The following is a 24,547-nucleotide window of genomic DNA, read 5'->3' on the forward strand; positions in this document are numbered from 1 at the left end:
TTTTAAAGGAAAGCGTCAGTATTTGTGGGTTAAGGTGTGAAAAAATCACATTAGGGTGGTCCGATGTTAGTTTCTTTCTCAGTAGAAAATTTTAGATCCTTTTCCAAAGAACAGACATTTTCTTTGGTAGCGAGCGGGAGGCTTTCAGGTACTCATGACAGCCATACCGTAGCCATCCCGAATTCTGATCTCAGGGTTCTGAAGGTTGGTGTCCTTTATGGTGCGAATGGGGCTGGGAAATCTAGCCTATTCAAAGCACTCAGCTACATGAAGAAGATGGTCCTACGTGCAGGAAAACCGCACGGAACCCTTAGAGAACCATATAAGTTTAGTAAGTTGAGAGATGAGCCATCTACATTTGATTTGCAGTTTATATGCGAAGGTGAATTGTATAGGTACGGATTTAAAGTTGACGACAGTCAGATATTAGAAGAGTGGTTGCTGCAGGTCTCCGGTAAGAAAGAGATAGTAATATACGAAAGAGTTACTGATGCTGCAGGTGGTGTGAAAATTGAACCCGCAGGTTTAGGTAAGAGTGAAAAAGCATACTTGCTTGCGAAAATAGGTGGGCCTGCGAATCAGACTTTTTTAGCTACGGCGAATGCAACACTTAAAGATAGTGATCTAAGTGGACACGTAAAAAGCGTTATTCATTGGTTCAAGTATAAATTGAGGTTGACAGGTCCGGATGAGAATATTGAGCCGGTCGGTCATATGTTGGCGGACAATGTTGCCTTTAGGGAATTTGCTGGTGAGTTTCTCCGGGCATCGTCTACCGGAGTCCAGAGTTTAGGTGTCGAGAAGAAAGAAATTACTGAGCAGGACCTAGAGAAAATAATTCCAAAATCAGTGCTGCCGACTCTTCTTAGGAGACTCGAAGATAGTGAGGATGGTATCGGTATCGTCCAAATGGCAAACGGAGAGGAGCTTCTTCTAGAACGTGGGGATGGTAATAGATTTTATCAGTTGTCAGTGCATTCAAATCATCAGGTAGGTGACGAAGCAAACTCACGGCTGCCATTAACTGAAGAGTCTGATGGTACTCGCCGATTGTTGCAATTGCTTCCAGCGTTACACGTCGCGCGTTCAAAGGATGCCACATACTTTATAGATGAAATCGATAGAAGTATGCATCCAATGCTTATCTGGAAGTTTTTGGAAACATTTTTGAATGCATGTGATGAAAAGAATAGTCAGATAATTGTAACCACCCATGAGTCCAATTTGTTAGATCTCGAGCTGCTAAGGCGGGATGAGATATGGTTTGCAGAAAAAGACTTCTCATTAAGTACGAATTTATATAGCTTATCTGATTTCAAAGTAAGAAAGGATCTTGAGGTTAGGAAGCACTACCTTCAGGGGAGATTCGGAGCCGTTCCATTTTTAGGTCGTTTGGACGGTCTAATTGATTCGGGTGAAGAAGCATGTCACTAACATCCAGAAAAAAAAGGCCGCTAGTTCGAGATCAAAAAGACTATCGTGACGATAGATTATTTATTATTGCTTCTGATGATACTTTTGCTCCTAAGCAGTATTTCGATGCCTTTGAAATACCGAGAATCAAAGTAGTAGTAGTGCCTACAACAGATGGCAGTTCTGCAGCTCCGCACGTGCTCTCGAGGCTAGATCAATTTGATGTAGAAGAGGATGATGAGCGGTGGATGTTGTTGGATACGGATCATTATATCCAGCCAAATCATGCAGCTACTTTTCTGCAGGCTATAACTGAGGCTCGGCAAAAAGGGATCGAAGTCGCACTAAGCAATCCATGCTTTGATTTTTGGCTGTTGTTACATCATTTAGAGGCGGATGCAGATCTTTCGATAATTACTGATGCAAAATCAGTCGGCGTAGAGTTGCGGAAAAAATTAGGAGCTTTTGATAAGACAAAATTAAATCCTACAAACTTCCCGCTTTCGGCAGTGGCGCATGCATGTAGTATTGCTCGCGCAATGGATATAAGTGTGGGAGGTGGCAATCGTCCTGAAGGGCCGACGTCACGTGTTTATAAATTGTGGGAGTCGATTGTTTCAAAGACACCAAGAGTGCAGCTGCCGCAAGAACTGGTTTTAGTTCGGAACGATGAATAAAATAAATTGACTGCATTGGTTAAAATTTGATTTAAGGGTAAAGCAATGTCAGGTTCTTATTAGTGGTCCTGGCATTGTTCTGTCTTTTTATTCTTAACAGTGGTGCTTAGGATTTGCTACAAGGCAGAGCTAAAACAAGTTAAGAGTAGCAATGCTAGGGTTTTTGGGCAAAGCTATGTCCAATCCATCATTGGGGGCAGCGAATTTATTGTGATTTTCCAATTGAAAATATGTGGTTTAATTACACTGCTCAGTCGCGACCCAGTTCAAACTTACTCCAAATATTGTCTTCGGTATGGCTGTGTGGCAAGGTATAAGCTCTGCCTTCAGCAGAAAAGATTTCGAATTCCAAGCCTGTAACATCATCTTTTTCGAGTCCTTCACGTTGTGATTCATATCGCTCTGTCGCAAACGAAACCAGGACAAGAATGATCTCTCCGGGTTTAATAATCGCTGGTAATGTATCGGTCTCTCCAATCTTGCCGTAAGTTTCGAAGGATAACACGGCTTCCTTGATAGCAAATTGCACGTTTCCGGTATTGCAAAAAACGTACTGATATTCGTCCTTCAAACGATCCTCACTTATTCCCATAGAAATCATAGAGCCGCAAAGAGCTTCGCGCGGAACGTATTGATGATCATGAGCTCTTGTGCTTAAATTTAAATCTGCTTGAGTTACTTTCACAAGCTCCTTCTGCTGCTCAACTGAAAGATTAAGCTCTTTAACTTGAAGTTTTATGGCCTCGGTGTTGAGTCTTAGCTCCTCGCCCTGTTGGTAATATCCAAAAACCAGCCACATTAAAGCGACAGGTGAAAAAAAGCCTGCGAGAAAATCACCAACTTCGTTCGGTGACATTGGGCTGCTGGACTGAAAATTTAATCCAAAAAAAATTGCACTAGCTAAAGCCCAGAGCAAAGTTAACGCAAGCGGTATTGTGTTTTTCATATGCGCTCAGACTTTTTATTATCGCGAGTGTAGGATGCTAATACGCTTGCAGCAGAAAAAGCCCCACGTCATTACGATTGAGCGGACGCTCGATGTAAAAAACATCGTACCAATTTCTGTACCAATCCTTGCGTCTTAGTGAGAAAAATCAGGTAGCTCTGAGCACGAAATCCTTGATTTCATTACCTCTTAACCCTATGCAGAACCCACCCTACATAGCGGTGTAATTCTGTTCCAGTGTCACAGAGCTTTATTCCGTATGGGTTCTAGAGGAGGGACGGTTCCTGTCAGTACCAATCAGGATTTGGTCAAGCGCCCCGGCTTCGCTTCAGTCATGAATGTGATTGATCCAACGGGCATAAGTCGAAGCGGCATTTGCACGCTACGGCCAAACTGATTCGGGATGAAATCGAGGTTCATGCATGTCATGGGGCTTATGGTAGCGTAAGTATGCACGTAGTTGTATTGCCAGTTGGCCCTGATATTGAGTGCAGCAGGGGCCGCTTGGCTGCTGTTGCCAGTCATTCTTGCGTGTTAGACAAACTCAAAAATCTTGATTGGCAGCCCAAACACGGTAATCACTCAGCGCTTATAGGTGGGACATTGGATATTTGCGCCTCAATGACCACGATCGGCTTGTCGGAGAAGCGTGTCGTCATGCACCTGACTGGAGCGGCGCAAGCCGGGGGCGGACATCCGTGTGAGGTTCCCGCGACCCCTTGTGGAAGAGGTGGCTGTTGCACATGGGGGGCACTAGGTCTGCCAGGGGCGCATTGCGTTGCGCCCTCGGTCGAAATTGCAATCCCTGCGGAGCTTTAGCCGATTCGTGAGTGTCACCTTTCAGGGCAGGGAGACGCACCAGGATACCGACGGCGGAGTATTCGAAGCGATGAATTCTGACGAAGCTAAGCCCCTGAATAAAGGTTGGCCTTGTCTAGAACTGTGCCACGTTCCGCTGACAATCATTGAGGCAGCCCTCTTGAGGTCTGGGAAGTCTTACGACGGGATTGCGGCTCTCGGTAAAAGGACCGCGCTCGCGAGCGTGCGCCCGGCTCGTTGTTCAGTTCCCACGATTTTCCTTTAACGGAATCAGTCAACTGATGTGATCGGCGCTTCAATTGAACATAGAGGCTAAAGAAATACGTTATTCAAAATATTCCTTTTTGATAGCTGAATTCGGATGTTGCACTGACTCTCTAGCGCTGTTATAAAAAGACAAGACTAATGTCAAATATATTACTACAGCGAGCAATGCTTCCTTAGTGCTAAATTTATTCTTCAGATTTTTTGAGAAACCGTAAGAAATGGCGCAATAGCCTATCAAGTGAAATGGTAGGAAAAATCTGGTTTCTATCGCGCCTGGTGTGATCGCCAAAACAGGTAGCAACAATAAAACGAGCCAAGTGACTTTTGACAGTATTTGAGGCCAAGGATTTCGGCCCGTTTCAGATCTGGCAACCACGAGTACTAAGAAAAATGCACCTAGTACAGACAATGACAAGCTCGTAAAAGAACGGAAATTTCTATCCTTTGATGATGTTGATGTGTACGGGTCCGGATCTCTGACATCCATACCATTGATGAAATGCTTGGTATAAATTCGCAAAAACGAAAGCGGGTGATTGACAATGGCAGTAAGGATTTTTGGAACAGTAATAACGCCTTCGCCAAGATTTGCATTTTCAAATAAACGCTCGCCCAAAGGGTCTATGTAATAAATCGGATATATACCCCCGGTTTCTGAGTTGTATCCAGTCTCATACCTTTGTATGGTAACTCCCCACTTTAACTGATTGGCGTACAGCGAAGTATTTTTGTTATCCGTTATGACAAATGGTGACGGCGAGTTCAGGTGTTTAAAGTTGATTATTATCTGTGGCAACGAAGCAAAAGTCGCTCCGGCAATAAAAGAAGCTGTTAGCAGAAGTTTTTCGATGTGACTGTTTTTCTTCAGTAATAATGCCGGGATGATTGGGATTAAAATTAGTAATGGGAACAAATATATTGTTCTAATGTTGTAGGCGCCATAAGCGGTGATGCCTGCTAAAAACAAAAATAGAAACGATGAGGCCAGGTTTTTCTGTTTAGACGCTCTTAAGGCTAGGTAAAGGCTCGTCACGATCATGCATAGCGCCGGGAGATCACTTAGCGGATAGGCCATTAGACCTGGAAAAAATATCGCAACGAGAAGTGGTGGAAGTATTCGGCGGGAGATCGAGAGTTTCCCTCCGATAAGTCGTGTGAATACATAGGGTAACAATGTGGAAAAAATGTAGGAGAACAGTAGCGCTTGTATGACATAAAATCCAATGTAGCCGGACGAGGGCCACGAATTCGCTATAAATCTTGGAATGGCGAGCACCAGAGGATAAAAATATCCTCGCATGGTTTTTGGAAAATCCAAGTCTAGAATGAAAGAGCTGTAATGCCAGTAGGCGTTAGCATCGCCAACGAATTTAATAGCGCCTATGCAGAATTGGGTGGTGAAAATAATAAGTAAAGTTAAAAAAAATGCAGAAAGCTCTTCATGGTGCTTAAAGGCTTTAAGCATGGTTTTGATTTTAGAAGTATGTGGTTTCTTGTAACTGCCAGTGTCCATTCTTAATTTCCGGATGTTTTAATTTTAAACTCTGTAACGTGCTCGAGCTTTTAGGTGTTGGGCATGTGCTGGTAAATTCTACAGCATAAATTTCGGATTTATCGACCTACCATAAGTTTTGCCTGGAGCTTTTCTTTCTGAGGGAGGACGAATCGTCGCTTAGCAGTGCATGAAATGTTTCTCTCCGTACGCAGGATCCGATGCAGGTGGCCAAAAACTGGCCTGAGAGAAGAGTTGGTGGTTTGTCCTCATTTTTGTCAAAATAGATCAGCGCATCCAGAGAAAGCCGCTCGGGGAGCTGAATGTCCGCAGGTCTGTGCTCGAAACCGAGCGCGCTCAGTGGGTGGAGGAACAGCACTATGAATTTTGCTCGTGCAAGCCGCTCCTGTGATCATATTTCGCCGCAGATGCGAGGTGATCGATGGACAGGTGTCTAATAATCGGCCGACTATCAAAAGCAAAGTGAAGCTCACGCGGGTGTTGGAAGTTAGTGCTTCAAGCGTCTGCAATCATGTGCAGGGCGGTTGGGCGCCGTTCGGAATTGGTTTATCTTGAATTTTATTGGAATTTATTTCGTTCGGAAAGTACAATTCGCCAATTTTTTAGCCTTCGTTTTACAGCGCGATGTGCTGCTAATTATTTGACAAGGAAATAATTTAATGGGTTCTAGTGCTGCGCAAAATTTGAGTTCAAAGGAGGCTTTGTCGGAGAGGGAGAATAATCTTTATGTTCGACCTTTAAGTTATCGTCCCGATATCGATGGGCTGCGAGCGCTCGCAATTCTTGCTGTAGTTATATATCACGCGTTCCCGACCGTGCTCGCGGGTGGGTTTGTAGGTGTAGATATATTTTTTGTGATTTCCGGGTATCTGATATCCAATATTATATTCAAGGGTGTATCGACAAATAGTTTCAGTGTCTATGATTTCTACGTGCGGCGTGTGAGGCGTATATTCCCAGCGCTCCTGATAGTTCTGCTTTCGTCGTTTATCGCAGCCTGGGTGATCATGATGGGGGCAGAGTTTAAAGTTCTCTGCAAGCATATGATCGCTGGTTTAAGTTTTGTTCAGAATTTAATGATGTATTCCGAGTCGGGTTATTTTGACGCAACCGTTGAGACTAAACCTCTCATGCATTTGTGGTCATTGGGCGTCGAAGAGCAATTCTATCTCTTTTTCCCAATTTCTATAATCGTTCTTTCCAAAGTCGCATCTAGGTTGGCGTATGCAATAGCGGTAACATTCGTTGGCCTATGTTCATTTGGATTCGGCTTGCTTTATATCTCCGACACACCAGCGGGCGTTTTTTTTCTACCTCAATACCGGGTTTGGGAGTTACTGTTTGGTAGCTTGTTAGCTTACAATACGGTGTTCGGATCGCCCCATTCGTGTAAAATTCGATCTCAGGTTCTTCGTAATGCGGCCTCGTTTGTGGGTATAACATTCGTCGTTACAGCAGTATCTATTATTGATAAAAATAAACAATTTCCTGGTTATTGGGCGCTGCTTCCCGTCATAGGCTCAGCACTATTAATATTTTCAGGGCCTGACGCTTGGATTAATAAAAAAGTATTGTCGTCACGCTTCTTGGTCTTTATTGGCTTGATCAGCTATCCGCTCTACTTGTGGCATTGGCCGATATTCTCTTTTACTTACATTTTTTTCTCAGGCACACCCGACTTCCCACTGCGCAGTGCTATGGTAGTTTTATCTGTAGTTCTCGCATGGTTGACCTATAGGTTTATCGAAATACCTATGCGCCAAAAAATATCCGGTCGCACAGCGTTCAGACTTCTGATCTGCGGGGCTCTGGTGTTTATAAGTATTGGTGCGGCGACCATTTCTAAAAATGGGTTTCCATCTCGTCAAGACGAAAGAGAGCAGTTCGCGGAGTACTTTGCAAATGTAAAACCTGATTGGCAATATTTTATGAAACAGGACATTCCTGGTAAGTTCAGGTACGATTGTGACTGGTACAATATGGATGCTTTTCTCAAAGGTTCAGCCACAAATATTCCAGTTTCCAATATTGCAGAAAAATGTTTCAAGTCAGACAAATCCAAGAAGCTTGTTTTTTGGGGGGATTCACACGCGCAACAATATATTTACGGAGTGACACACGAGTTACCTAAAGAGATTGGGGTTCTCAGTGTGGCTACTTCCGGTTGTTTGCCTAACCTTCCGGAAATCGACGCTTCAACTACTGAATATTGCAAAAAATCCAATAAATTTGCGATTCAGACGATAAAGGATCAAAGGCCTAATGTGGTAATTATAGGTCAGGTACTCTGGCACGATGTCTCCGCCAGTCTCCCTCAACTCGCGACTGCATTGACCTCCTACGGCGTCAAGCATGTAATTGTTATGGGCCCAGTCCCGTTGTGGGACGGGAGGCTTAATCAGATCATATTACAGAGACATTGGGAGTCCACGCCGACTTACTTAAAAGATGGCGTCGTCCAGCATGTTCTTGATTCCGAAGCTGTGCTCAAAAGCAAGTATGGCGATGGGCAGGGTGGATTTCAGTATGTTTCGATGATTGACCTGTTGTGTACTGATAAAGGATGCAGAACTTATTTAGGTTCTGATCGAAAAACTGGAATGACTACATTTGATAATAGCCATCTATCTCCAGTTGCTTCTGTTTATGCTGCGCAGACGACGTTGGTTCCGTTGATAATGAAAGATATCGCAGAAGATAAATAGTTAGTACTTTTTTAGCCGGGCCCGCAGATATGCGGGCTTTTTACTATTGCCTTGGCTTTCTAGAACCGGGGTATGATTCTGTTCTAGATCTATCGAACTATCTGTGGAAGTTTTCGCAGCCCGCAAATTTGGTGTAACGCAATTATTCGTCGCGACCTTCCATCATCGTCCGTTTCAGCATCACATAAACCGCGCCGGCGCCGCCGTGACGGGCCTGGCAGGAGCAAAAGCCGAGGACTTGGGCGTGCTGGCGCAGCCAGGTGTTGACATGGCTTTTGATCATTGGCCGCTTGCCATCGAGGCGCACGGCCTTGCCGTGAGTCACGCGCACGCAGCGGATTTCGAACTTGGTCGCTTCGGCGAGAAAGGCGCAAAGCGTTTCCCGGGCCTTTTCCACGCTCATGCCGTGCAGGTCGAGGCTGCCTTCGAACGGGATCTGCCCGACCTTGAGCTTGCGCATCTGGCTTTCCTGCACGCCGTCGCGGGACCACATCAGTTCGTCTTCCGGGCCGACGTCGATCACGAACTGGTCGGACAAGCCATCAATGATAGTGGTGTCGCTGCGCACGGTGGCGGACTGACGCAGCTTGGCGATCTGCGCGCGGTCAGCCTTGGGTTTGCCGGTGTCGGCGCGGTCGTGCTTGATCGGCTTGACGCCCTGGATCGCACTTTTGAACAGAGAAAAATCGTCGTCTTGCATGTCAGCCTCCGCGAAGGGCGGCCAGTTTACCCAAGTCGACAGAAAACGGCCCGGCAAAAAGCCAGGCCGTTGGGTCAGTCGTGTTTTTTCATCAGATGCGGGGCCATGTTCAGTTCCCGCGATTGCCGTGCGCGACGGCGGCAGCGGCGCCACAGGGCAACGCCGAAATACAGAAACAGCAAGCCGACGGCGAGCATGATTGCCGAGCCCAGCGGTGACGCGTTCAGGTCACCCAGCGCCGGCGGACGGCCGAGCAGGCTGGCTGCCCCAGCCATCGCCAGCAGCACGCCGAACGTCGCCAGAATGGCCGAGATCGCCGCGCCAAATCGAAAACGCCAGTTGCTTTGGCCTTTGGGCCGCAAACGGCGTGCGTCAAATCCATCGGATAACTTCATTCCGACCTTCCTCAATGGTATCGGCCCTTCGACCGGGAGTTGACCGGGTTGTTCCTGAGGCTATGGCATTTGCGGCAAATCAGCGGATATAGCGGATGAGCGGCGCCAACGCACCGCTCGCAAGGGCAGGATCAGATCAGGTCCTGAGTCTTGGCCAGCGTGGCGAAGTTGTCGGCCATGATCGCCATTTCCGCTTCCTGCACGCGTTCGGCGCTGAGTACACCGCCCTTGAACGGCAGATCGCGTGTCGCGCAGGCGTCTTCGACCAGGGTGCAGCGGAAACCGAGATTCTTCGCCGCGCGCACGGTGGTGCTGACGCTGGAGTGACTCATGAAACCGCAAACGATCAGGTCCAGCGAGCCGAGGTTCTGCAGGCGCTCGAGCAGTTCGGTGCCATGGAACGCGCTCGGCAGCAGTTTGCCGATAATGGTTTCATCACCCTGTGGTTCCAGACCAGGGATGAACTCGCCACGTTCGCCCTGCGGGTCGAACAGGCCACCCACGGTGCCGAGATGACGCACGTGCACGATCGGCCGACCGGCGGCACGGGCTGCGGCAACCACTTGTTTGATGTTCGCGACGGCCGCGTCCATGCCGCTCAGGGCCAGCGGGCCACTGAGGTATTCCTTCTGGGCATCGATGATGACCACGGTGGCATGGCTCAGTGTGGCCGCTGCGTAACCGCGGCCGCTGAGTTGAAACATCGTTTTTGGAACGGACATTCTGGGGCTCCTCGGGGTGGGGCTTTTGCGACATTGTCCTCTGGCTGAGCGGTTCTGTGAATCGCTACCATCGTAGGCGCCGTCGTTCTTGGCCTGCAGCCTTGTCAAGTTACACGTTCCGTTCAATGCCTGATGCAAAAAAAAGAAATCTCCTACCGTTACCACGCGGTTTTTCCTGCGTCGTCGTCGCGCGTTTTGGCTGCTAGAATCGCCAGTCGTTTTTTCTGGAGTTCTACGCCGTGATCACTTCCCGACTTCGTACCCTGCGCGACCACATCCGTTGGGCCGTCAGCCGCTTCCATGGGGAGGATCTGTTTTTCGGTCATGGCACCGACAACGCCTGGGACGAGGCGCGCCAGTTGGTACTGGGCGCTTTGCACCTGCCTTGGGAAATCGCCGACAGCTATCTTGATTGCGCGCTGGAAGATGACGAACTGGTCAATCTGCAGCGCTTGCTCAAGCGCCGCATCGAGGATCGCGTTCCGACCGCCTATCTGCTCGGTGAAGCTTGGTTCTGCGGCATGTCGTTCATCGTCGACCCGCGCGTGTTGATCCCGCGTTCGCCGATTGGTGAACTGATCGAAAACCGCTTTGCGCCGTGGATCGGCAACGAACCGGCGCGGATTCTCGACCTGTGCACTGGCTCCGGCTGCATCGGCATTGCTTGCGCTTACGAATTCCAGAATGCCGAAGTGGTGCTCGCGGATCTGTCGTTCGAAGCGCTGGAAGTGGCCAATCAGAACATCGAGCGCCATGGCGTCGATGAGCGCGTCTACACGGTGCAGGGTGATGGCTTCGATGGCTTGCCGGGTCAGCGTTTCGACCTGATCGTGTCGAACCCGCCCTACGTCGATGCGGAAGATTTCGCCGACATGCCGGACGAATATCAGCACGAGCCGGAACTCGGTCTGGCCTGCGGTGATGATGGTCTGAATCTGGTCCGGCGCATGCTCGCCGAAGCGGCGGATCACCTGACCGAGAAAGGTTTGTTGATTGTCGAGGTGGGCAACAGCCAGGTGCACGTCGAGGCGTTGTACCCGGAAGTCGATTTCGCCTGGCTGGAGTTCCAGCGTGGTGGGCATGGTGTGTTCATGCTGACAGCGGAGCAGTGCCGCGCGCATCAGGCCCTGTTCGCGTCCCGCGTCTAAGGTTGTGACAGATCGTTCCCACGCTCCGCGTGGGAATGCATCAATGGACGCTCTGCGTCCGCTTTTGGGATGCGGAGCGTCCCGGGCTGCATTCCCACGCAGAGCATGGGAACGATCAGTACGCGCTCAAGCCCTCAGCGGTGCGTAGCAATCCAGATCAACAACCCCGCCTGAAACACCGCAAATGCCACCAGACACGTAATGGTGAAACGCAGCCCGGCGTCTTCACGCTTGAACTTGCTGACTTTTTCTTCCTGCTTCTTCAGTTTCACTTCCTGCTCGGCCAGGTTCTGTTCGGCCTGCTGCAGCATCTGCGCGGCTTCAAGAATTTCGACGATCTGCAGCTTTTCGCTGTTCCAGTCACCGAGCAGATCACCGACCTGCACGGCCTTGATGCTGCCTTTCAAATGCTGGGCGTCGGCGTAAGCCACATCGAAACCGTGCACGCGCAGGAAATGGTCGCGACGCAAGCGAGTGTCTTCGTTGAGCGCGTCCTTGTTGTTCAGGTCCATGCCGTCGACGGTGTAGCCGGGCCAGCGCTTTTTCGCCCAATTGATGCCTTGCGCAGCCATGAAGCGGCCGATACCGCGATTCAGCGGTTCAATCTGCAAGCCGCTATCGGGACCGAAGCTCACCCGTTTGCTCGCGTGGTCTACCCACACATCAAGATGATTCTGCTCTTTGCGCACGCGCTGGTTGGGCAGCTTGATCGCCATGCGCATCAGGCTGCGCTCTTTGCTGTTGCGCTCGGCGTAACCGAATTCGACAAAGCGCAACGGCCGGCCGCCGGTATTGCGGTCGGTCTGCAGCGGCGCCAGGCGGAGCATCTTGTGGTGCTCGGCCTGAACGTCCGCCCACGGCAGTTCGACCGCTGGCGATGCGTCTTTTTCAGCGCTGGTGTCGGGTGAAGTCTGGGTTTCAGTCATAACGGCGAGATCCTGTCCAAGCCCTGCTTGCCGCCAGACGTTGCGCTGGCGACAAAGGCTTATCGGCCGTTTTCTGTGAGGCTGGAGGGTAAAACGCAGTTAACTTGCACGAATTCCGTCAATAAATTCGATGACGGCGGCGCCCAGTTCGGCGGCCAGGGGCAAATTCGGGTCCTTGTAGGAGGCCAATTGCCGCTTCATGTCGTTGTGGACGATGCGCAGCACGTGATTCATACCGTCGATCACCGTCAGTTGCGCTTCCGGTTTCGCCGCCTTGAGCAGCTTCGCGTCCTCGGTGCCGACCTGAATGTCGTTGCTGCCCTGGACAATCAGCGCCGGCATTTTCAACTGGGCAAAGGCCTGCGCCGGGTCCTGACGGAACAGCGAAATCAGGTACGGCTGCACGCTCGGGCGAAAGATCACCTGCAACGGCTGCGGCACGTTGTCATCGGTATGGCCGGCCTTGAGGCTGTCGAGCAGTTCGTTGCTGCGCAGCATCAGTGGCGGCGGCAGGCTGCGCGCCAACTGTTCGCGGATTACCTGATCGACCGGGCGCGCGCTGCCGGACAGCGAGATCACCGCCGCTGCGTCCAGCTTCGGCGCGGCGAGGCTGGCAATCAGCGCGCCTTCGCTGTGGCCGAGCAGAATCAGTTTGCCGAAACGCGGATCGGCCTTGAGCTTCTGCCCCCACGCCACGGCGTCCGCCGCATAGCCTTCTACAGACAAATCACGTTCATCGGGAGCGGCCGCCAAGCTTGCCGCAACGCCACGCTTGTCGTAGCGCACGCTGGCGATGTTGTGTTTGGCCAGCACCCAGGCCAAGCGCTTGAGGCTGTCATTGCGTCCGCCGTCGGGGTTGTTTCCATCGCGATCTGTAGGACCTGAGCCAGAAATCATCAGAACAATCGGCACCGGGCTGTCGGACTTGGGCAGCAACAGCGAACCGAAAAGTTCGCCACTGCCGGTGTCCAGAGTGACCGGGCGCTGTAGGACTGTCGCTTGGGCAAAGCCGGTAAAGAGGGTAAGACTCAAGATCAGAACTCGCAGCATCATCACGCCATCATTGGTCAAGGTGCCGGTTGGACTCGCCAGCACCACTAAGGTTCGAGGATGAACTACTCGGTTAGCCTGCGTATACTGGCGCGCATCAAGAATTCGGGTTTGATTTCACGGAGCGTCCTGCATGTCCGGCAATACCTACGGCAAGTTGTTCACTGTCACCACCGCTGGCGAAAGCCATGGTCCGGCGTTGGTCGCCATTGTCGACGGCTGCCCGCCGGGCCTGGAGATTTCCCTGGAAGATCTGCAGCGCGACCTCGATCGCCGCAAGCCTGGCACCAGCCGCCACACCACCCAGCGCCAGGAAGCCGATGAAGTCGAAATCCTCTCCGGCGTGTTCGAGGGTCGCACCACCGGTTGCTCGATCGGCCTGCTGATTCGCAATACCGACCAGAAGTCCAAGGACTACTCGGCGATCAAGGACCTGTTCCGCCCGGCTCACGCCGACTACACCTATCACCACAAATACGGCGAACGCGATTATCGCGGCGGTGGCCGCAGTTCGGCACGGGAAACCGCCATGCGCGTGGCGGCCGGTGCGATCGCCAAGAAGTATCTGGCCAGTCAGGGCATCGTCATTCGCGGTTACATGAGCCAGCTCGGCCCGATCGAAATTCCGTTCAAGACCTGGGATTGTGTCGAAGAAAACGCTTTCTTCAGTCCTGACCCGGACAAGGTGCCGGAGCTGGAAGCCTACATGGATCAGTTGCGCCGCGATCAGGACTCGGTCGGGGCGAAGATCACCGTGGTCGCCGAAGGCGTGATGCCGGGTCTTGGCGAACCGATTTTCGACCGCCTCGACGCCGAACTGGCCCACGCGCTGATGAGCATCAACGCGGTCAAAGGCGTGGAGATCGGCGCCGGGTTCACCTGTGTCGCCCAGCGTGGTACCGAACACCGCGATGAACTGACGCCGGAGGGTTTCCTCAGCAACAACGCCGGCGGCATCCTCGGTGGCATCTCGTCCGGCCAGCCAATCGTTGCGCATCTGGCATTGAAACCGACCTCGAGCATCACCACCCCGGGGCATTCGATCGACGTGAATGGCAACCCGGTCGATGTGATCACCAAGGGGCGTCACGATCCTTGTGTCGGCATCCGCGCGACGCCGATCGCCGAAGCGATGATGGCCATCGTGCTGATGGATCACCTGCTGCGCCACCGTGGGCAGAACGCCGATGTGCGCGTGAGCACGCCGGTGCTGGGCCAGCTCTGATGGCCGCGCTCAAAGCCGTCGCGGCATAACCGGCGTGGCGGCGCTTCCTTACTGGCGGTTGTCCAGTTTCTATCTGTTCTATTTCGCCTTGCTCGGTTCGACAGCGCCGTTCCTGGCGCTGTACTTCGATCACCTCGGCTTCAGCGCCGCACGCATCGGCGAGTTGGTGGCGATTCCGATGCTGATGCGCTGCGTGGCGCCGAACATCTGGGGCTGGCTCGGCGATTACACCGGCAGGCGTCTGGCCATCGTGCGCTTTGGCGCGGTGTGCACGTTGCTGACCTTTTCGCTGATTTTCGTCAGTCAGACCTACGCCTGGCTGGCGATGGTCATGGCCCTGCATGCGTTTTTCTGGCATGCAGTGCTGCCGCAGTTCGAAGTCATCACCCTCGCGCATTTGCAGGGGCAAACATCGCGCTACAGCCAGATTCGCCTGTGGGGCTCGATCGGTTTCATCATCACCGTGGTAGTGCTGGGGCGGCTGTTCGAATGGCTGAGTCTGGACATCTACCCGGCTGCGCTGGTGCTGATCATGGCCGGTATCGTTCTCAGCAGCCTGTGGGTGCCGAATGCGCAGCCCGCGCAAGGCAATCGGCCGACGGGTGAGGGCTTCCTCAAGCAATTGCGTCATCCCGGCGTGCTGGCGTTTTATGCTTGCGTCGCGCTGATGCAGGTCAGCCACGGGCCGTATTACACCTTTCTGACTTTGCACCTTGAACGCCTCGGTTACAGCCGTGGCGTCATCGGTATGCTCTGGGCCGTGGGTGTGGTGGCGGAAGTGCTGATGTTCATGGCCATGAGTCGCATTCTGGCGCGCTTTTCCCTGCGCCGGGTGCTGCTGGCGAGCTTCCTGCTGGCGGCGTTGCGTTGGGTGCTGCTCGGTTCGTTTGCGGAGTTTCTCTGGGTGTTGTTGTTCGCCCAGGTGTTGCATGCAGCGACATTCGGCAGCTTTCATGCGGCTGCCATCGCTTTCGTGCAACGTAGTTTCGGCGCCCGCCAGCAAGGCCAGGGCCAGGCGCTGTATGCGGCACTGGCCGGCACCGGCGGGGCGCTCGGCGCGCTGTATTCCGGCTACAGCTGGAATGCCCTCGGCGCAACATTGACCTTTAGTATTGCCAGTCTCGCAGCGCTTGCCGCTGCCGTTATCATTGCCACATGTATGCAAGAGGACAGGCCATGAGCCTTAGTCGTGAACAGCTCGCCCAGCAGATCGTTGACGCCGGGCGTTTTCTATATGGCCGTGGCTGGTCGCCAGCCACCAGCAGCAACTATTCGACACGCCTGTCGCCGAGCGAAGCGCTGTTGACCGTATCGGGCAAGCACAAGGGCCAGTTGGGTGTGGATGACGTGCTCGCTACCGATCTGTCCGGCAACAGCCTGGAGCCGGGCAAGAAACCCTCCGCCGAAACCTTGTTGCACACCCAGCTCTACCGCTGGCGCGCGGAAATCGGCGCGGTGTTGCACACCCACTCGGTGAACGCCACGGTGCTGTCGCGGCTGACCCCGGAAGATTTCATCGAGTTCGAAGACTACGAACTGCAAAAAGCCTTCAGCGGTATTTCCACCCATGAATCACGGGTGCGTGTGCCGATTTTCGACAACGATCAGGACATTGCGCGCCTCGCTGCCAAGGTGCAGCCTTGGCTCGACGCCCATCCTGATTGCGTCGGTTATCTGATTCGTGGTCATGGCCTCTACACCTGGGGCGCGCAGATGAGCGACGCGCTGCGGCAGATCGAGGCTTTTGAATTCCTGTTTGAATGCGAGTTGAAAACCCGCAGCGTCATGAACCGCCAAGGCTGAATTCATCTGAAACAGCCTGTTTGCCTGATGCCATGCGGCGCCCGACCGGTCTTCAAGAGCCGGACGGCGCCGCCGCTACCGAGGAATTGCCCATGAGCAGCCTGTCCGTTTATCACGTTTCCAGCCCTGAGATTCCCAATAAGGTGCTGACCCATTTCGAAGATATCGCCTCGACGCTGGCCGAGCAGGGCGTGCGTTTCGACCGCTGGCAGGCCGCCGCGAAGATTCAGCCCGGCGCCAGTCAGGAAGAGGTCATCAGCGCCTACAAAGAGCAGATTGACAAACTGATGACCGAGCGCGGTTACATTACGGTCGATGTGATCAGCCTCAACAGTGATCATCCGCAAAAAGCCGAGCTGCGCGCCAAGTTCCTCGAAGAGCACCGCCATGGCGAAGACGAAGTGCGATTTTTCGTCGCCGGTCGTGGCTTGTTTACCCTGCATATCGACGATTACGTCTACGCCGTGCTCTGTGAAAAGAACGACCTGATCTCGGTTCCGGCCGGCACCAAGCACTGGTTCGACATGGGCGAACATCCGCATTTCGTGGCGATTCGTCTGTTCAACAACCCGGAAGGCTGGGTTGCCAATTTCACCGGCGAAGACATCGCCGGTCGTTTCCCGCGTCTGGAGGACTGAAACCGTGTCGATCAAAGCCATCCTCACCGACATCGAAGGCACCACCAGCGCGGTGAGTTTCGTCTTCGACGTGCTGTTTCCCTACGCCGCCGAACATTTGCCCGACTTTGTGCGCCAGAACGCTTCGCGTGCCGATGTCGCCGAACAGCTCGACGCCGTGCGCCGAGACAGCAATGAGCCGCAGGCCGATGTCGAGCGGGTTGTTGAAATCCTCTTGAGCTGGATCGCTGAAGACCGCAAAGCCACGCCGCTCAAGGCGTTGCAGGGCATGGTCTGGGCGCAGGGCTATCAGGCCGGGCAGTTGAAAGGGCATGTTTATCCGGATGCCGTTGAAGCGCTGCAACGTTGGCATGCGGCCGGTTATCAACTGTTTGTTTACTCGTCCGGCTCGATCCAGGCACAGAAACTGATTTTCGGTTGCTCGGAAGCGGGGGATCTGACACCGCTGTTCAGCGGCTATTTCGACACCACATCGGGGCCGAAGCGTGAGGCGCAGTCCTACCGCAACATTCAGCAGGCGGTGGGTGTTGAAGCCGATGAAATCCTGTTCCTGTCGGATATCGTCGAAGAGCTCGACGCTGCCCAGTCAGCCGGCATGAAAACCTGTGGCCTGGCGCGTGAAGGCGGGGAGTTGGCAGGACACGTGACGGTGGACAGCTTTACCGGGATCGAACCGGAAGCGTTCTGACCATTGCACGCATCCCTGTAGGAGCTGTCGAGTGAAACGAGGCTGCGATCTTTCGATTTACGCATGAAATCAAGATCAAAAGATCGCAGCGTACCGCAGCTCCTACAAAAATCATGCGCACAAAAAACAGGCCGTGAAGCGCATGCTCCACGGCCTGTTTTTGTTTAAAGCCAATTACAGCGAGTGATAGGTCGGCAGAGCAAAACGCTGCTGGCTCTGCAGCATCGCAATTTGCGGCAGCTCGCTGGCTTGTTCGGCCAGGTCGCGGCGGATCGCGCTGATCGCCCACGACAGTTGGTCACCGGCATGCAGTTGCTGATACGAGAGGGCGCGTTTGAAGACTTTGCCGTCGCTGCTACGCAGAGTGAGCAGGATGCCACCGTCAGGACGCGGGGCAGTGCTGACTTCGTAGTTGGAGAACAGCGATGTAAATTTTTCTTGAATCAGGCTCATGTCATCAGCTCCGTATGTACTTGAATGGCAAGCATGCGGAGGTAGTTGCAGCGTTTGTGCCAGTATTGATTCGAATAAAATCCCTTTAAAATCAACAAGTTGAAGGCGTTGCATTTTGCAGGCGTCGTGCAATCTGCATGAATGGCCATCGTGCATCCTGCATTTTGCGTGATTTTTCTCCGTACAACGGAACCAAACGTCCGTACCAGAATCCGCTCTTCCCCGGAGGCGCGACGGGATACAAATCATTGCAAAAACCGCGTGTACAGCCCCGCGAGCACTGACGTACTTTCCTTCTCGACCCACGGAGTAAACGCGTCGGTCGCAGTCATTACCCGATAACAAGAACAGCGGTCTGCACGTCAAGATCGAACGGGGAGCTTTCATGCGTCACGCACCAAGCGACACGATTACCTGGGGCATGATGCTCCGCAAACTGCCGATGATCGCCAAGGCCATCCCCCGGGTGGTCAAAGGCATGAAGGTGGCCAACGTCACGGATCCGACCCAAACGTGCGGCCTGGGTTGGACGTTCGAGCAGGCGACGCTGCGCAATCCCGATGGTGCGGCGTTGTTGCAGGGCGACGTTGCCTTGACCTATACACAGGTCAATCAGTGGGCCAATCGCATCGCGCATTACCTGAGCGAGCAGGGCATCGGCAAGGGCGATGTGGTCGCGGTGTTCATCGAGAACCGTGCGGAATTACTGGTGACAATCCTGGCGCTGGCCAAGCTCGGCGCGGTCAGTGCGCTGCTCAACACCTCATTGATGCGCGACACGCTTGTTCACAGCATCAATCTGGTTGCGCCTGTGGCCATCGTGGTCGGCGAAGAACTGACCGCTGCCTATGCCGGCGTGCGTGATCAGGTAGCGATCGCAGCGCCCCGCACCTGGTTTGTCGCTGATCAGGACACATACAGCCACCCGGGCATCGCGCCCGAGGATTACGTCAATCTGATCAGCGCCAGTGCTGACGCCAGCAGCGATAACCCGCCGAGCAGCGCGCAAGTATTCTTCGACGATCCGTGTTTCTACATCTACACCTCCGGCACCACCGGTCTGCCCAAGGCCGGGGTTTTCAAGCACGGACGGTGGATGCGCAGTTCGGCGAGCTTCGGCATGATCGCCCTCGATATGCGCCCGGATGATGTCGTTTACTGCACCTTGCCGCTGTATCACGCCACAGGTCTGTGCGTGTGTTGGGGATCGGCGATCAACGGCGCCTCGGGTTTCGCCATCCGCCGCAAATTCAGCGCCAGCCAGTTCTGGAATGACGTGCGCCGCTATCGCGCGACCACCATCGGCTATGTTGGCGAATTGTGCCGCTACCTGGTCGAGCAACCGGTCAGCGTCGATGACAGCCGTCACGATGTGCGCAAGATGATCGGCAATGGCCTGCGTCCTGGTGCTTGGGCCGAGTTCAAATCACGTTTTGCGGTGGAGCATATCTGTGAGCTGTACGCGGCCAGCGACGGCAACATCGGTTTCACCAACATCCTCAATTTCGACAACACCGTCGGGTTTTCGCTGATGGCCTGGGAACTGGTCGCTTACGACCATGACAGTGGCGAACCGTTGCGCGGTGAAGATGGTTTCATGCGCAAGGTCGGCAAGGGCGAGCAAGGCCTGCTGCTGGCGCGGATCGACGAAAAAGCGCCGCTGGACGGTTACACCGATCCGCAGAAAACCGCCCGCGTCGTATTGCACGATGTGTTCAACAAGGGCGATCGCTTTTTCAACACCGGCGACCTGCTGCGCAACATCGGTTTCGGCCATGCTCAATTTGTTGATCGCCTCGGCGATACGTATCGCTGGAAGGGTGAAAACGTGTCGACCACCGAAGTCGAAAACCTGTTGCTGCAACATCCATTGATTGCTGAAGCTGTGGCCTACGGTGTCGAAATCCCCAACACCAACGGGCGCGCCGGAATGGCCGCCATCACTCCTGCGGAATCCTTGGCCACGCTGGATTTCGCTGAATTGCTGAGTTTCGTCCGGCAACGTATGCCGGCTTATGCCGTGCCGTTGTTCCTGCGGGTGAAAGTGAAAATGGAAACCACCGGCACGTTCAAGTACCAGAAGACTCGCCTGAAAACAGAAGGCTTCGATCCCGGCCTCACGGGCGATGACCCGATCTTCGCCTGGCTGCCGGGCAGCGAAACTTACGTGCATGTCAGTGAGCAAATCCTCGCTGAAATTCAACAGGGCAAACATCGATATTGAGTGTGGCTATCGGGACGCTCGGAAAATACCGAGTGACAGGCACCGTCGCGCTCGGGAAACTGTCGGCTTTCCGATAGACCGAAATGGAGTGCCACATGTCTGACCAAAGCCGCCAGATGACCCCTGAAGAAGCTGCCGAATTCACCGAGCAGGTTTTCAACAAGGCGCGCGACGGTGATGCCGAGATGCTTGATCGCCTGGTCACCGCCGGGCTGCCGGTGAACCTGAAAAACAGCAAGGGCGACACCTTGCTGATGCTCGCCAGCTACTACGGCCATGTTGATGCGGTGAAGGTTCTGCTTAAACACAAAGCCGATCCGGAAATGCGCAATGGCAACGGCCAGAGCCCGATTGCCGGCGCCGCGTTCAAGGGCGATCTGGCGGTGGTCAAGGCGCTGGTCGAGGCGGGCGCCGAGATTGAAGGTTCTTCCTTCGACGGCCGCACGGCGCTGATGATGGCGGCAATGTTCAACCGCGTTGAAATCGTCGATTACCTGATCGGCCAGGGTGCTGACCCGAGAGCCAAGGACGCCAATGGCGTGACCGCGCTGGATGCGGCGCGGACCATGGGCGCAGTCGATACCACTGCGCAGCTGGAAAAGTTGCTGGCCGGATAAACGTCAAAAGATCGCAGCCTGCGGCAGCTCCTACACTTGATGCGTTCGCCAAGTGAACGCAGGACCTGTAGGAGCTGCCGAAGGCTGCGATCTTTTGCTTTTCTGCGCTATTCTTCGCGCCCGCAAAATCTACCTCCATCACAGGATCCGCCCTCATGAAAGCCGCACTCGTCGAACTCATCAGCAAAATCAGCTCCGGCTGCATGGGCGAGGACGAGATCCTGAAAGTGGCCGACGAAGCCGCACAGGCCTACGCCGATGCCAATGCTTTTCTGGCCGCCAATCCGGACATCAACTACGACAACACATTCCCGATCCCGCTGGGTGAGTGGGTAGTGGTCGGCAGCCTGCCGGAAACTGTGCTGTTCCAGGCCGATACCTATGTCGATCTGTTCGCACAAATCGTTGCTTCGTTTGGCCCCGGCGTGGATTTCAACCTCAAGCCCAAACAACTGGCCAAGACCGAAGCACTGACCGCACTCAACCGCATCCAGGTGCAGATGAGCAGCCTGAACAAGGAAAACGGCGGTTACACGTTGATGAACTTCAGCCAGTTGCTCGACGATGAATTGCAAATGGTCCTGGTCTACGGCAACGACGTGCCCCGCGTGCTGGAGTTGTGCGCCGAGGTCGGCATCGCCGCTGCGCCGGCACTGGAAGCCTTGAAGGTCGCTGTTCACGTCTAAACGCAATAAAAGGGAACCCTGCGCGCGACCGTCTATCCTAAAAGTGCATGCCACTATTCTGGAGCGACACCATGGGTTCCACGTTCAACGGTCTGATTGGCCTGATCATCCTTGCCCTCGATATCTGGGCCATCATCAATGTGCTCAAAAGCGGCGCCTCCACCGGGATGAAAATCGTCTGGGTGTTGCTGATTATCCTCCTGCCGGTGCTGGGCCTGATCATCTGGGCTATTGCCGGGCCACGGGGTAACGTCCGGATCTGAGCTGATTTTCGATCACACGTTCATCCCTGTGGGAGCGAGCCTGCTCGCGAAGACGTTGTGTCAGTCGCCATCACCGGCAACTGATACTCCGCTTTCGCGAGCAGGCTCGCTCCCACAGTGGTTTGCGCTGGTAAAAAACAACCGGAGGTTCGACCTGTCATCTTCGGCAACGTAGAATGCGCGCCTTTCCCGGGCAATCGTCCCCACGATGGCGCCCGCGCATTTATCGGAGCACTTGACCATGACCGTTACCAAGACCAGCGAGTACCTGGAAACCCTCTACGAAGGCTACGGCCAGCGTTTTCGCATGGAAAAACTGCTGCACGAAGTGCGCACCGAACACCAGCATCTGGTGATCTTCCAGAACCCGCGCATGGGCCGGGTGATGGCGCTGGACGGCGTGATCCAGACCACCGAAGCCGACGAATTCATCTACCACGAAATGCTCACCCACGTGCCGATCCTCGCCCACGGCACTGCCAAGCGCGTGCTGATCATCGGCGGCGGTGACGGCGGCATGTTGCGCGAAGTGACCAAGCACGCCGGCGTCGAGCACATCACCATGGTCGAAATTGACGGCACCGTGGTCGACATGTGCAAGGAATTCCTGCCGAACCATTCCGCTGGTGCCTACGACGATCCGCGCCTGAACCTGGTGATCGATGACGGCATGCGTTTCGTCGCCACCACCACTGAAAAATTCGACGTGATCATCTCCGACTCCACCGACCCGATCGGCCCGGGCGAAGTGCTGTTCTCGGAGAATTTCTACCAGGCGTGCCACCGCTGCCTGAACGAAGGCGGCATCCTCGTGACTCAGAACGGCACGCCGTTCATGCAAATCGACGAAGTCAAAACCACCGCCGGTCGCCTGCGCAGCCTGTTCCCGGACTGGCACTTCTACCAGGCCGCCGTGCCGACCTACATCGGCGGCTCGATGACCTTCGCCTGGGGCTCGACCAACCCGGCCTACCGCAAGCTCAGCCGTGAAACCCTGCAACAGCGCTTCATCGGCAGCGGCATCGTCACCCGTTACTACAATCCGGAAATCCACATCGGTGCGTTCGCCTTGCCGCAATACGTGCTGCAAGCGGTCAACAAGCCGAGCAACGACTGATCACGCTGAAGGCGCTCTGCAAGGGAGCTTTTGTGGTGAGGGGATAAATCCCCGTTGGGATGCGCAGCATCCCTGAACCGGCCGGCGCGGTGTCTCCGTTAAACCGCAATGGACGGTCTTACGACTGCTGCGCAGCCGAACGGGGATAAATCCCCTCGCCACAGAAGTCCGCCCTATCGATCGGATGGTTATTTTCACCGTTGGCGGCTGTAATCCTTTTGAACCAACTCTCGCGGAAAAAAGTCGAGATAGAGGTAAGCCCATTTACGGGTTGATCGAGGAGGCACTGATGCAAAAGTGGAAAGTCACTTTCGTGGATGATCACGGCGAAATTGTTGATGAAGTCTTCGAACGTGAGGAATGCCCGTCCGATGATGAAGCCGCCCGGCTGATCAAGGAGCGGCTTCTTCCGGTTGCCGCCAAGCTGGATCTCAACGACCTGCAAGGGCGCACCACCGATGCCGAGGTGAAAAACCTCAAGACCCAGAACGGCATCGAAATCCTCAGCATCACCCCTGTCTGAACACTTCCTGTCATCTCGTAAACCAGGCCTTGGCAGCGGCGCTCTCTTGGGGCTACTCTGCAAGCGAGATCAGCGAATGGATCGCTAAGGTCTGGTCTTGTCAGCTACATGCTTGTTTCCCGCGCGCAACCACGTTGCCGTAGTACTTAGGCCAAAAGGCCCGGGGCGGGAATACGGAAAGTCTATCCATCAATCGAGGGGGACGATTCATGAGCACAGCCTATCAAGAAGACATCAGCAGCAACGTTCTGCGCCGCATGAAAGAAGGCGGCTTCGATTTTTCCCGGTTCCATCCCATCGAGTTCTACGCGATTTTCCCGGACGAGGAGCGGGCGCGCAGGGCAGCAGGCAAATTTCGCGGTGAATCCATCAATGCCCAGGTCAGTGCGCGCGACGACGGCGCCTGGTCGCTGGAATTGAGCAAAGTGATGTACGCAACCTATGACGACATCGGCGATTTCGAGCAAGGCTTTTCTGCCGTGGTCGAACCGCTGGGCGGCATTATCGAGGGTTGGGGCGTGAAGCAGGAGGTGCGCAATCGTTACCGGTTGAATTGATATTGCGCATTGTTTCTCGGGCAACGGCTGACCTTCGGGTCGGCCGTTGTCGTTTCTGGCTTCTGCATATCGCAGTGGCAAAACCCTGAAACAAGAATCCCGGGCAAAAAAAAGCCACCGGAGAGGGTGGCTAAAAGGGAAGACGCGTATGCAATAAAGTCCCGTCGGGACGGGGCTGCCAAGGCAGTTCAGATCAGTTGAGCTGTCTACTTCGCGGCGGCTTGCCGGGGAAGTTTTGCAGCGAATGCGCGGATTATCCGCAGTCGCGGCCGGGCAGTGAAATCAACTCTGACTATGCTGGTGATAGGCGATGCAGTGCGTCGCAATGAAGCGGGGGCAATCGGGCCGGGGCATTTGCCGCACAGGAATGGTGCGCAGCCTTCGGCGTGGATCTACAACCGATTGAAATCAAAGCGTTTATGCCGATGGCACGGGCCTTGCGAAGGCCTGTATGTCCGGAGTGACAAGGAGT

General features: G+C 54.1%; 24 protein-coding genes. 16 read left to right on the forward strand and 8 right to left on the reverse strand.

Annotated features, from left to right (window positions below):
• Nucleotides 1-63: 63 nt before the first annotated feature.
• Together CKW30_RS11235 and CKW30_RS11240 are read left to right on the forward strand one after the other, a co-directional pair.
• Nucleotides 64-1,434: an ATP/GTP-binding protein gene (locus tag CKW30_RS11235; protein ID WP_095180806.1), complete on the forward strand. Its 1,371-nt coding sequence runs from the start codon at nt 64-66 to the stop codon at nt 1,432-1,434.
• Nucleotides 1,425-2,090 carry an RloB family protein gene (locus CKW30_RS11240; protein ID WP_095180807.1) on the forward strand — a complete coding sequence of 222 codons (666 nt, stop codon included), beginning with the start codon at nt 1,425-1,427 and terminating at the stop codon, nt 2,088-2,090. The genes CKW30_RS11235 and CKW30_RS11240 overlap by 10 nt, the downstream gene beginning before the upstream one ends.
• Before the next feature lie 250 nt (nt 2,091-2,340).
• Here the strand turns inward: CKW30_RS11240 and CKW30_RS11245 are convergent, their stop codons facing one another.
• Both CKW30_RS11245 and CKW30_RS11255 read right to left on the reverse strand, forming a co-directional pair.
• Nucleotides 2,341-3,036 (reverse strand): hypothetical protein, encoded by a 696-nt coding sequence (locus CKW30_RS11245; protein ID WP_143497930.1) that lies wholly within the window; start codon nt 3,034-3,036, stop codon nt 2,341-2,343.
• Between the two features lie 1,144 nt (nt 3,037-4,180).
• On the reverse strand, nt 4,181-5,635 hold the full coding sequence (locus tag CKW30_RS11255; protein ID WP_095180810.1) for a hypothetical protein: 1,455 nt from the start codon (nt 5,633-5,635) through the stop codon (nt 4,181-4,183).
• A gap of 659 nt (nt 5,636-6,294) precedes the next feature.
• Here CKW30_RS11255 and CKW30_RS11260 point away from each other — a divergent pair.
• The gene (locus tag CKW30_RS11260; protein ID WP_095180811.1) at nt 6,295-8,340 is read left to right on the forward strand and encodes an acyltransferase family protein; all 2,046 of its coding nucleotides are present in this window, start codon (nt 6,295-6,297) and stop codon (nt 8,338-8,340) included.
• Between the two features lie 142 nt (nt 8,341-8,482).
• Here CKW30_RS11260 and CKW30_RS11265 read toward each other — a convergent pair whose 3' ends face one another.
• From CKW30_RS11265 to CKW30_RS11275, 3 genes are all read right to left on the reverse strand, one after another.
• Nucleotides 8,483-9,040: a Smr/MutS family protein gene (locus CKW30_RS11265; RefSeq protein ID WP_095180812.1), complete on the reverse strand. Its 558-nt coding sequence runs from the start codon at nt 9,038-9,040 to the stop codon at nt 8,483-8,485.
• Between the two features lie 74 nt (nt 9,041-9,114).
• Entirely contained in the window at nt 9,115-9,435 is a 321-nt protein-coding gene (locus CKW30_RS11270; protein WP_041479344.1) for a hypothetical protein, read from the reverse strand.
• A 131-nt stretch (nt 9,436-9,566) separates the two neighbouring features.
• Nucleotides 9,567-10,157: a cysteine hydrolase family protein gene (locus CKW30_RS11275; protein WP_016773772.1), complete on the reverse strand. Its 591-nt coding sequence runs from the start codon at nt 10,155-10,157 to the stop codon at nt 9,567-9,569.
• 239 nt (nt 10,158-10,396) lie between these two features.
• Here CKW30_RS11275 and prmB point away from each other — a divergent pair, with 239 nt between their 5' ends.
• Nucleotides 10,397-11,305, forward strand: a complete 909-nt coding sequence (gene prmB / locus CKW30_RS11280; protein ID WP_016773773.1) for a 50S ribosomal protein L3 N(5)-glutamine methyltransferase — start codon at nt 10,397-10,399, stop codon at nt 11,303-11,305.
• A gap of 134 nt (nt 11,306-11,439) precedes the next feature.
• Here the strand turns inward: prmB and CKW30_RS11285 are convergent, their stop codons facing one another.
• Together CKW30_RS11285 and CKW30_RS11290 are read right to left on the reverse strand one after the other, a co-directional pair.
• The gene (locus tag CKW30_RS11285) at nt 11,440-12,231 is read right to left on the reverse strand and encodes a hypothetical protein (RefSeq protein WP_056784049.1); all 792 of its coding nucleotides are present in this window, start codon (nt 12,229-12,231) and stop codon (nt 11,440-11,442) included.
• Between the two features lie 99 nt (nt 12,232-12,330).
• On the reverse strand, nt 12,331-13,284 hold the full coding sequence (locus tag CKW30_RS11290; protein ID WP_056786766.1) for an alpha/beta hydrolase: 954 nt from the start codon (nt 13,282-13,284) through the stop codon (nt 12,331-12,333).
• 130 nt (nt 13,285-13,414) lie between these two features.
• Here CKW30_RS11290 and aroC point away from each other — a divergent pair, with 130 nt between their 5' ends.
• From aroC to mtnC, 5 genes are all read left to right on the forward strand, one after another.
• Nucleotides 13,415-14,506 carry a chorismate synthase gene (gene aroC / locus CKW30_RS11295; protein ID WP_095180813.1) on the forward strand — a complete coding sequence of 364 codons (1,092 nt, stop codon included), beginning with the start codon at nt 13,415-13,417 and terminating at the stop codon, nt 14,504-14,506.
• Between the two features lie 34 nt (nt 14,507-14,540).
• Nucleotides 14,541-15,686: an MFS transporter gene (locus CKW30_RS11300; RefSeq protein WP_024012224.1), complete on the forward strand. Its 1,146-nt coding sequence runs from the start codon at nt 14,541-14,543 to the stop codon at nt 15,684-15,686.
• On the forward strand, nt 15,683-16,309 hold the full coding sequence (locus CKW30_RS11305; RefSeq protein WP_095180814.1) for a methylthioribulose 1-phosphate dehydratase: 627 nt from the start codon (nt 15,683-15,685) through the stop codon (nt 16,307-16,309). Before CKW30_RS11300 ends, CKW30_RS11305 begins: the two co-directional genes overlap by 4 nt.
• Nucleotides 16,310-16,401: 92 nt before the next feature.
• Nucleotides 16,402-16,947, forward strand: a complete 546-nt coding sequence (locus CKW30_RS11310) for an acireductone dioxygenase (protein WP_038861971.1) — start codon at nt 16,402-16,404, stop codon at nt 16,945-16,947.
• 4 nt (nt 16,948-16,951) lie between these two features.
• Nucleotides 16,952-17,635, forward strand: a complete 684-nt coding sequence (gene mtnC / locus CKW30_RS11315; RefSeq protein WP_056784055.1) for an acireductone synthase — start codon at nt 16,952-16,954, stop codon at nt 17,633-17,635.
• Between the two features lie 174 nt (nt 17,636-17,809).
• On the opposite strand, the gene CKW30_RS11320 is transcribed toward mtnC, so the two are convergent.
• On the reverse strand, nt 17,810-18,088 hold the full coding sequence (locus CKW30_RS11320) for a DUF3509 domain-containing protein (protein ID WP_016773780.1): 279 nt from the start codon (nt 18,086-18,088) through the stop codon (nt 17,810-17,812).
• A gap of 385 nt (nt 18,089-18,473) precedes the next feature.
• Between CKW30_RS11320 and CKW30_RS11325 the strand changes: the two genes are divergently transcribed.
• From CKW30_RS11325 to CKW30_RS11355, 7 genes are all read left to right on the forward strand, one after another.
• Nucleotides 18,474-20,312, forward strand: a complete 1,839-nt coding sequence (locus tag CKW30_RS11325; protein WP_095180815.1) for a long-chain-acyl-CoA synthetase — start codon at nt 18,474-18,476, stop codon at nt 20,310-20,312.
• 95 nt (nt 20,313-20,407) lie between these two features.
• A complete protein-coding gene (locus CKW30_RS11330; RefSeq protein ID WP_095180816.1) occupies nt 20,408-20,929 on the forward strand; it encodes an ankyrin repeat domain-containing protein in 522 nt (173 codons plus the stop codon).
• A gap of 155 nt (nt 20,930-21,084) precedes the next feature.
• On the forward strand, nt 21,085-21,615 hold the full coding sequence (locus CKW30_RS11335; RefSeq protein WP_095180817.1) for a hypothetical protein: 531 nt from the start codon (nt 21,085-21,087) through the stop codon (nt 21,613-21,615).
• 71 nt (nt 21,616-21,686) lie between these two features.
• A complete protein-coding gene (locus CKW30_RS11340; protein WP_016773784.1) occupies nt 21,687-21,878 on the forward strand; it encodes a PLDc N-terminal domain-containing protein in 192 nt (63 codons plus the stop codon).
• Between the two features lie 241 nt (nt 21,879-22,119).
• Nucleotides 22,120-22,995 (forward strand): polyamine aminopropyltransferase, encoded by an 876-nt coding sequence (speE, locus tag CKW30_RS11345; protein WP_016773785.1) that lies wholly within the window; start codon nt 22,120-22,122, stop codon nt 22,993-22,995.
• Nucleotides 22,996-23,284: 289 nt separating this feature from the next.
• The gene (locus CKW30_RS11350) at nt 23,285-23,518 is read left to right on the forward strand and encodes a hypothetical protein (RefSeq protein WP_095180818.1); all 234 of its coding nucleotides are present in this window, start codon (nt 23,285-23,287) and stop codon (nt 23,516-23,518) included.
• A gap of 209 nt (nt 23,519-23,727) precedes the next feature.
• A complete protein-coding gene (locus CKW30_RS11355) occupies nt 23,728-24,075 on the forward strand; it encodes a ribonuclease E inhibitor RraB (protein ID WP_003223226.1) in 348 nt (115 codons plus the stop codon).
• Nucleotides 24,076-24,547: the final 472 nt, after the last annotated feature.

Source organism: Pseudomonas sp. Irchel 3F6 (assembly GCF_900187595.1).
Taxonomy (GTDB): domain Bacteria; phylum Pseudomonadota; class Gammaproteobacteria; order Pseudomonadales; family Pseudomonadaceae; genus Aquipseudomonas; species Aquipseudomonas siliginis.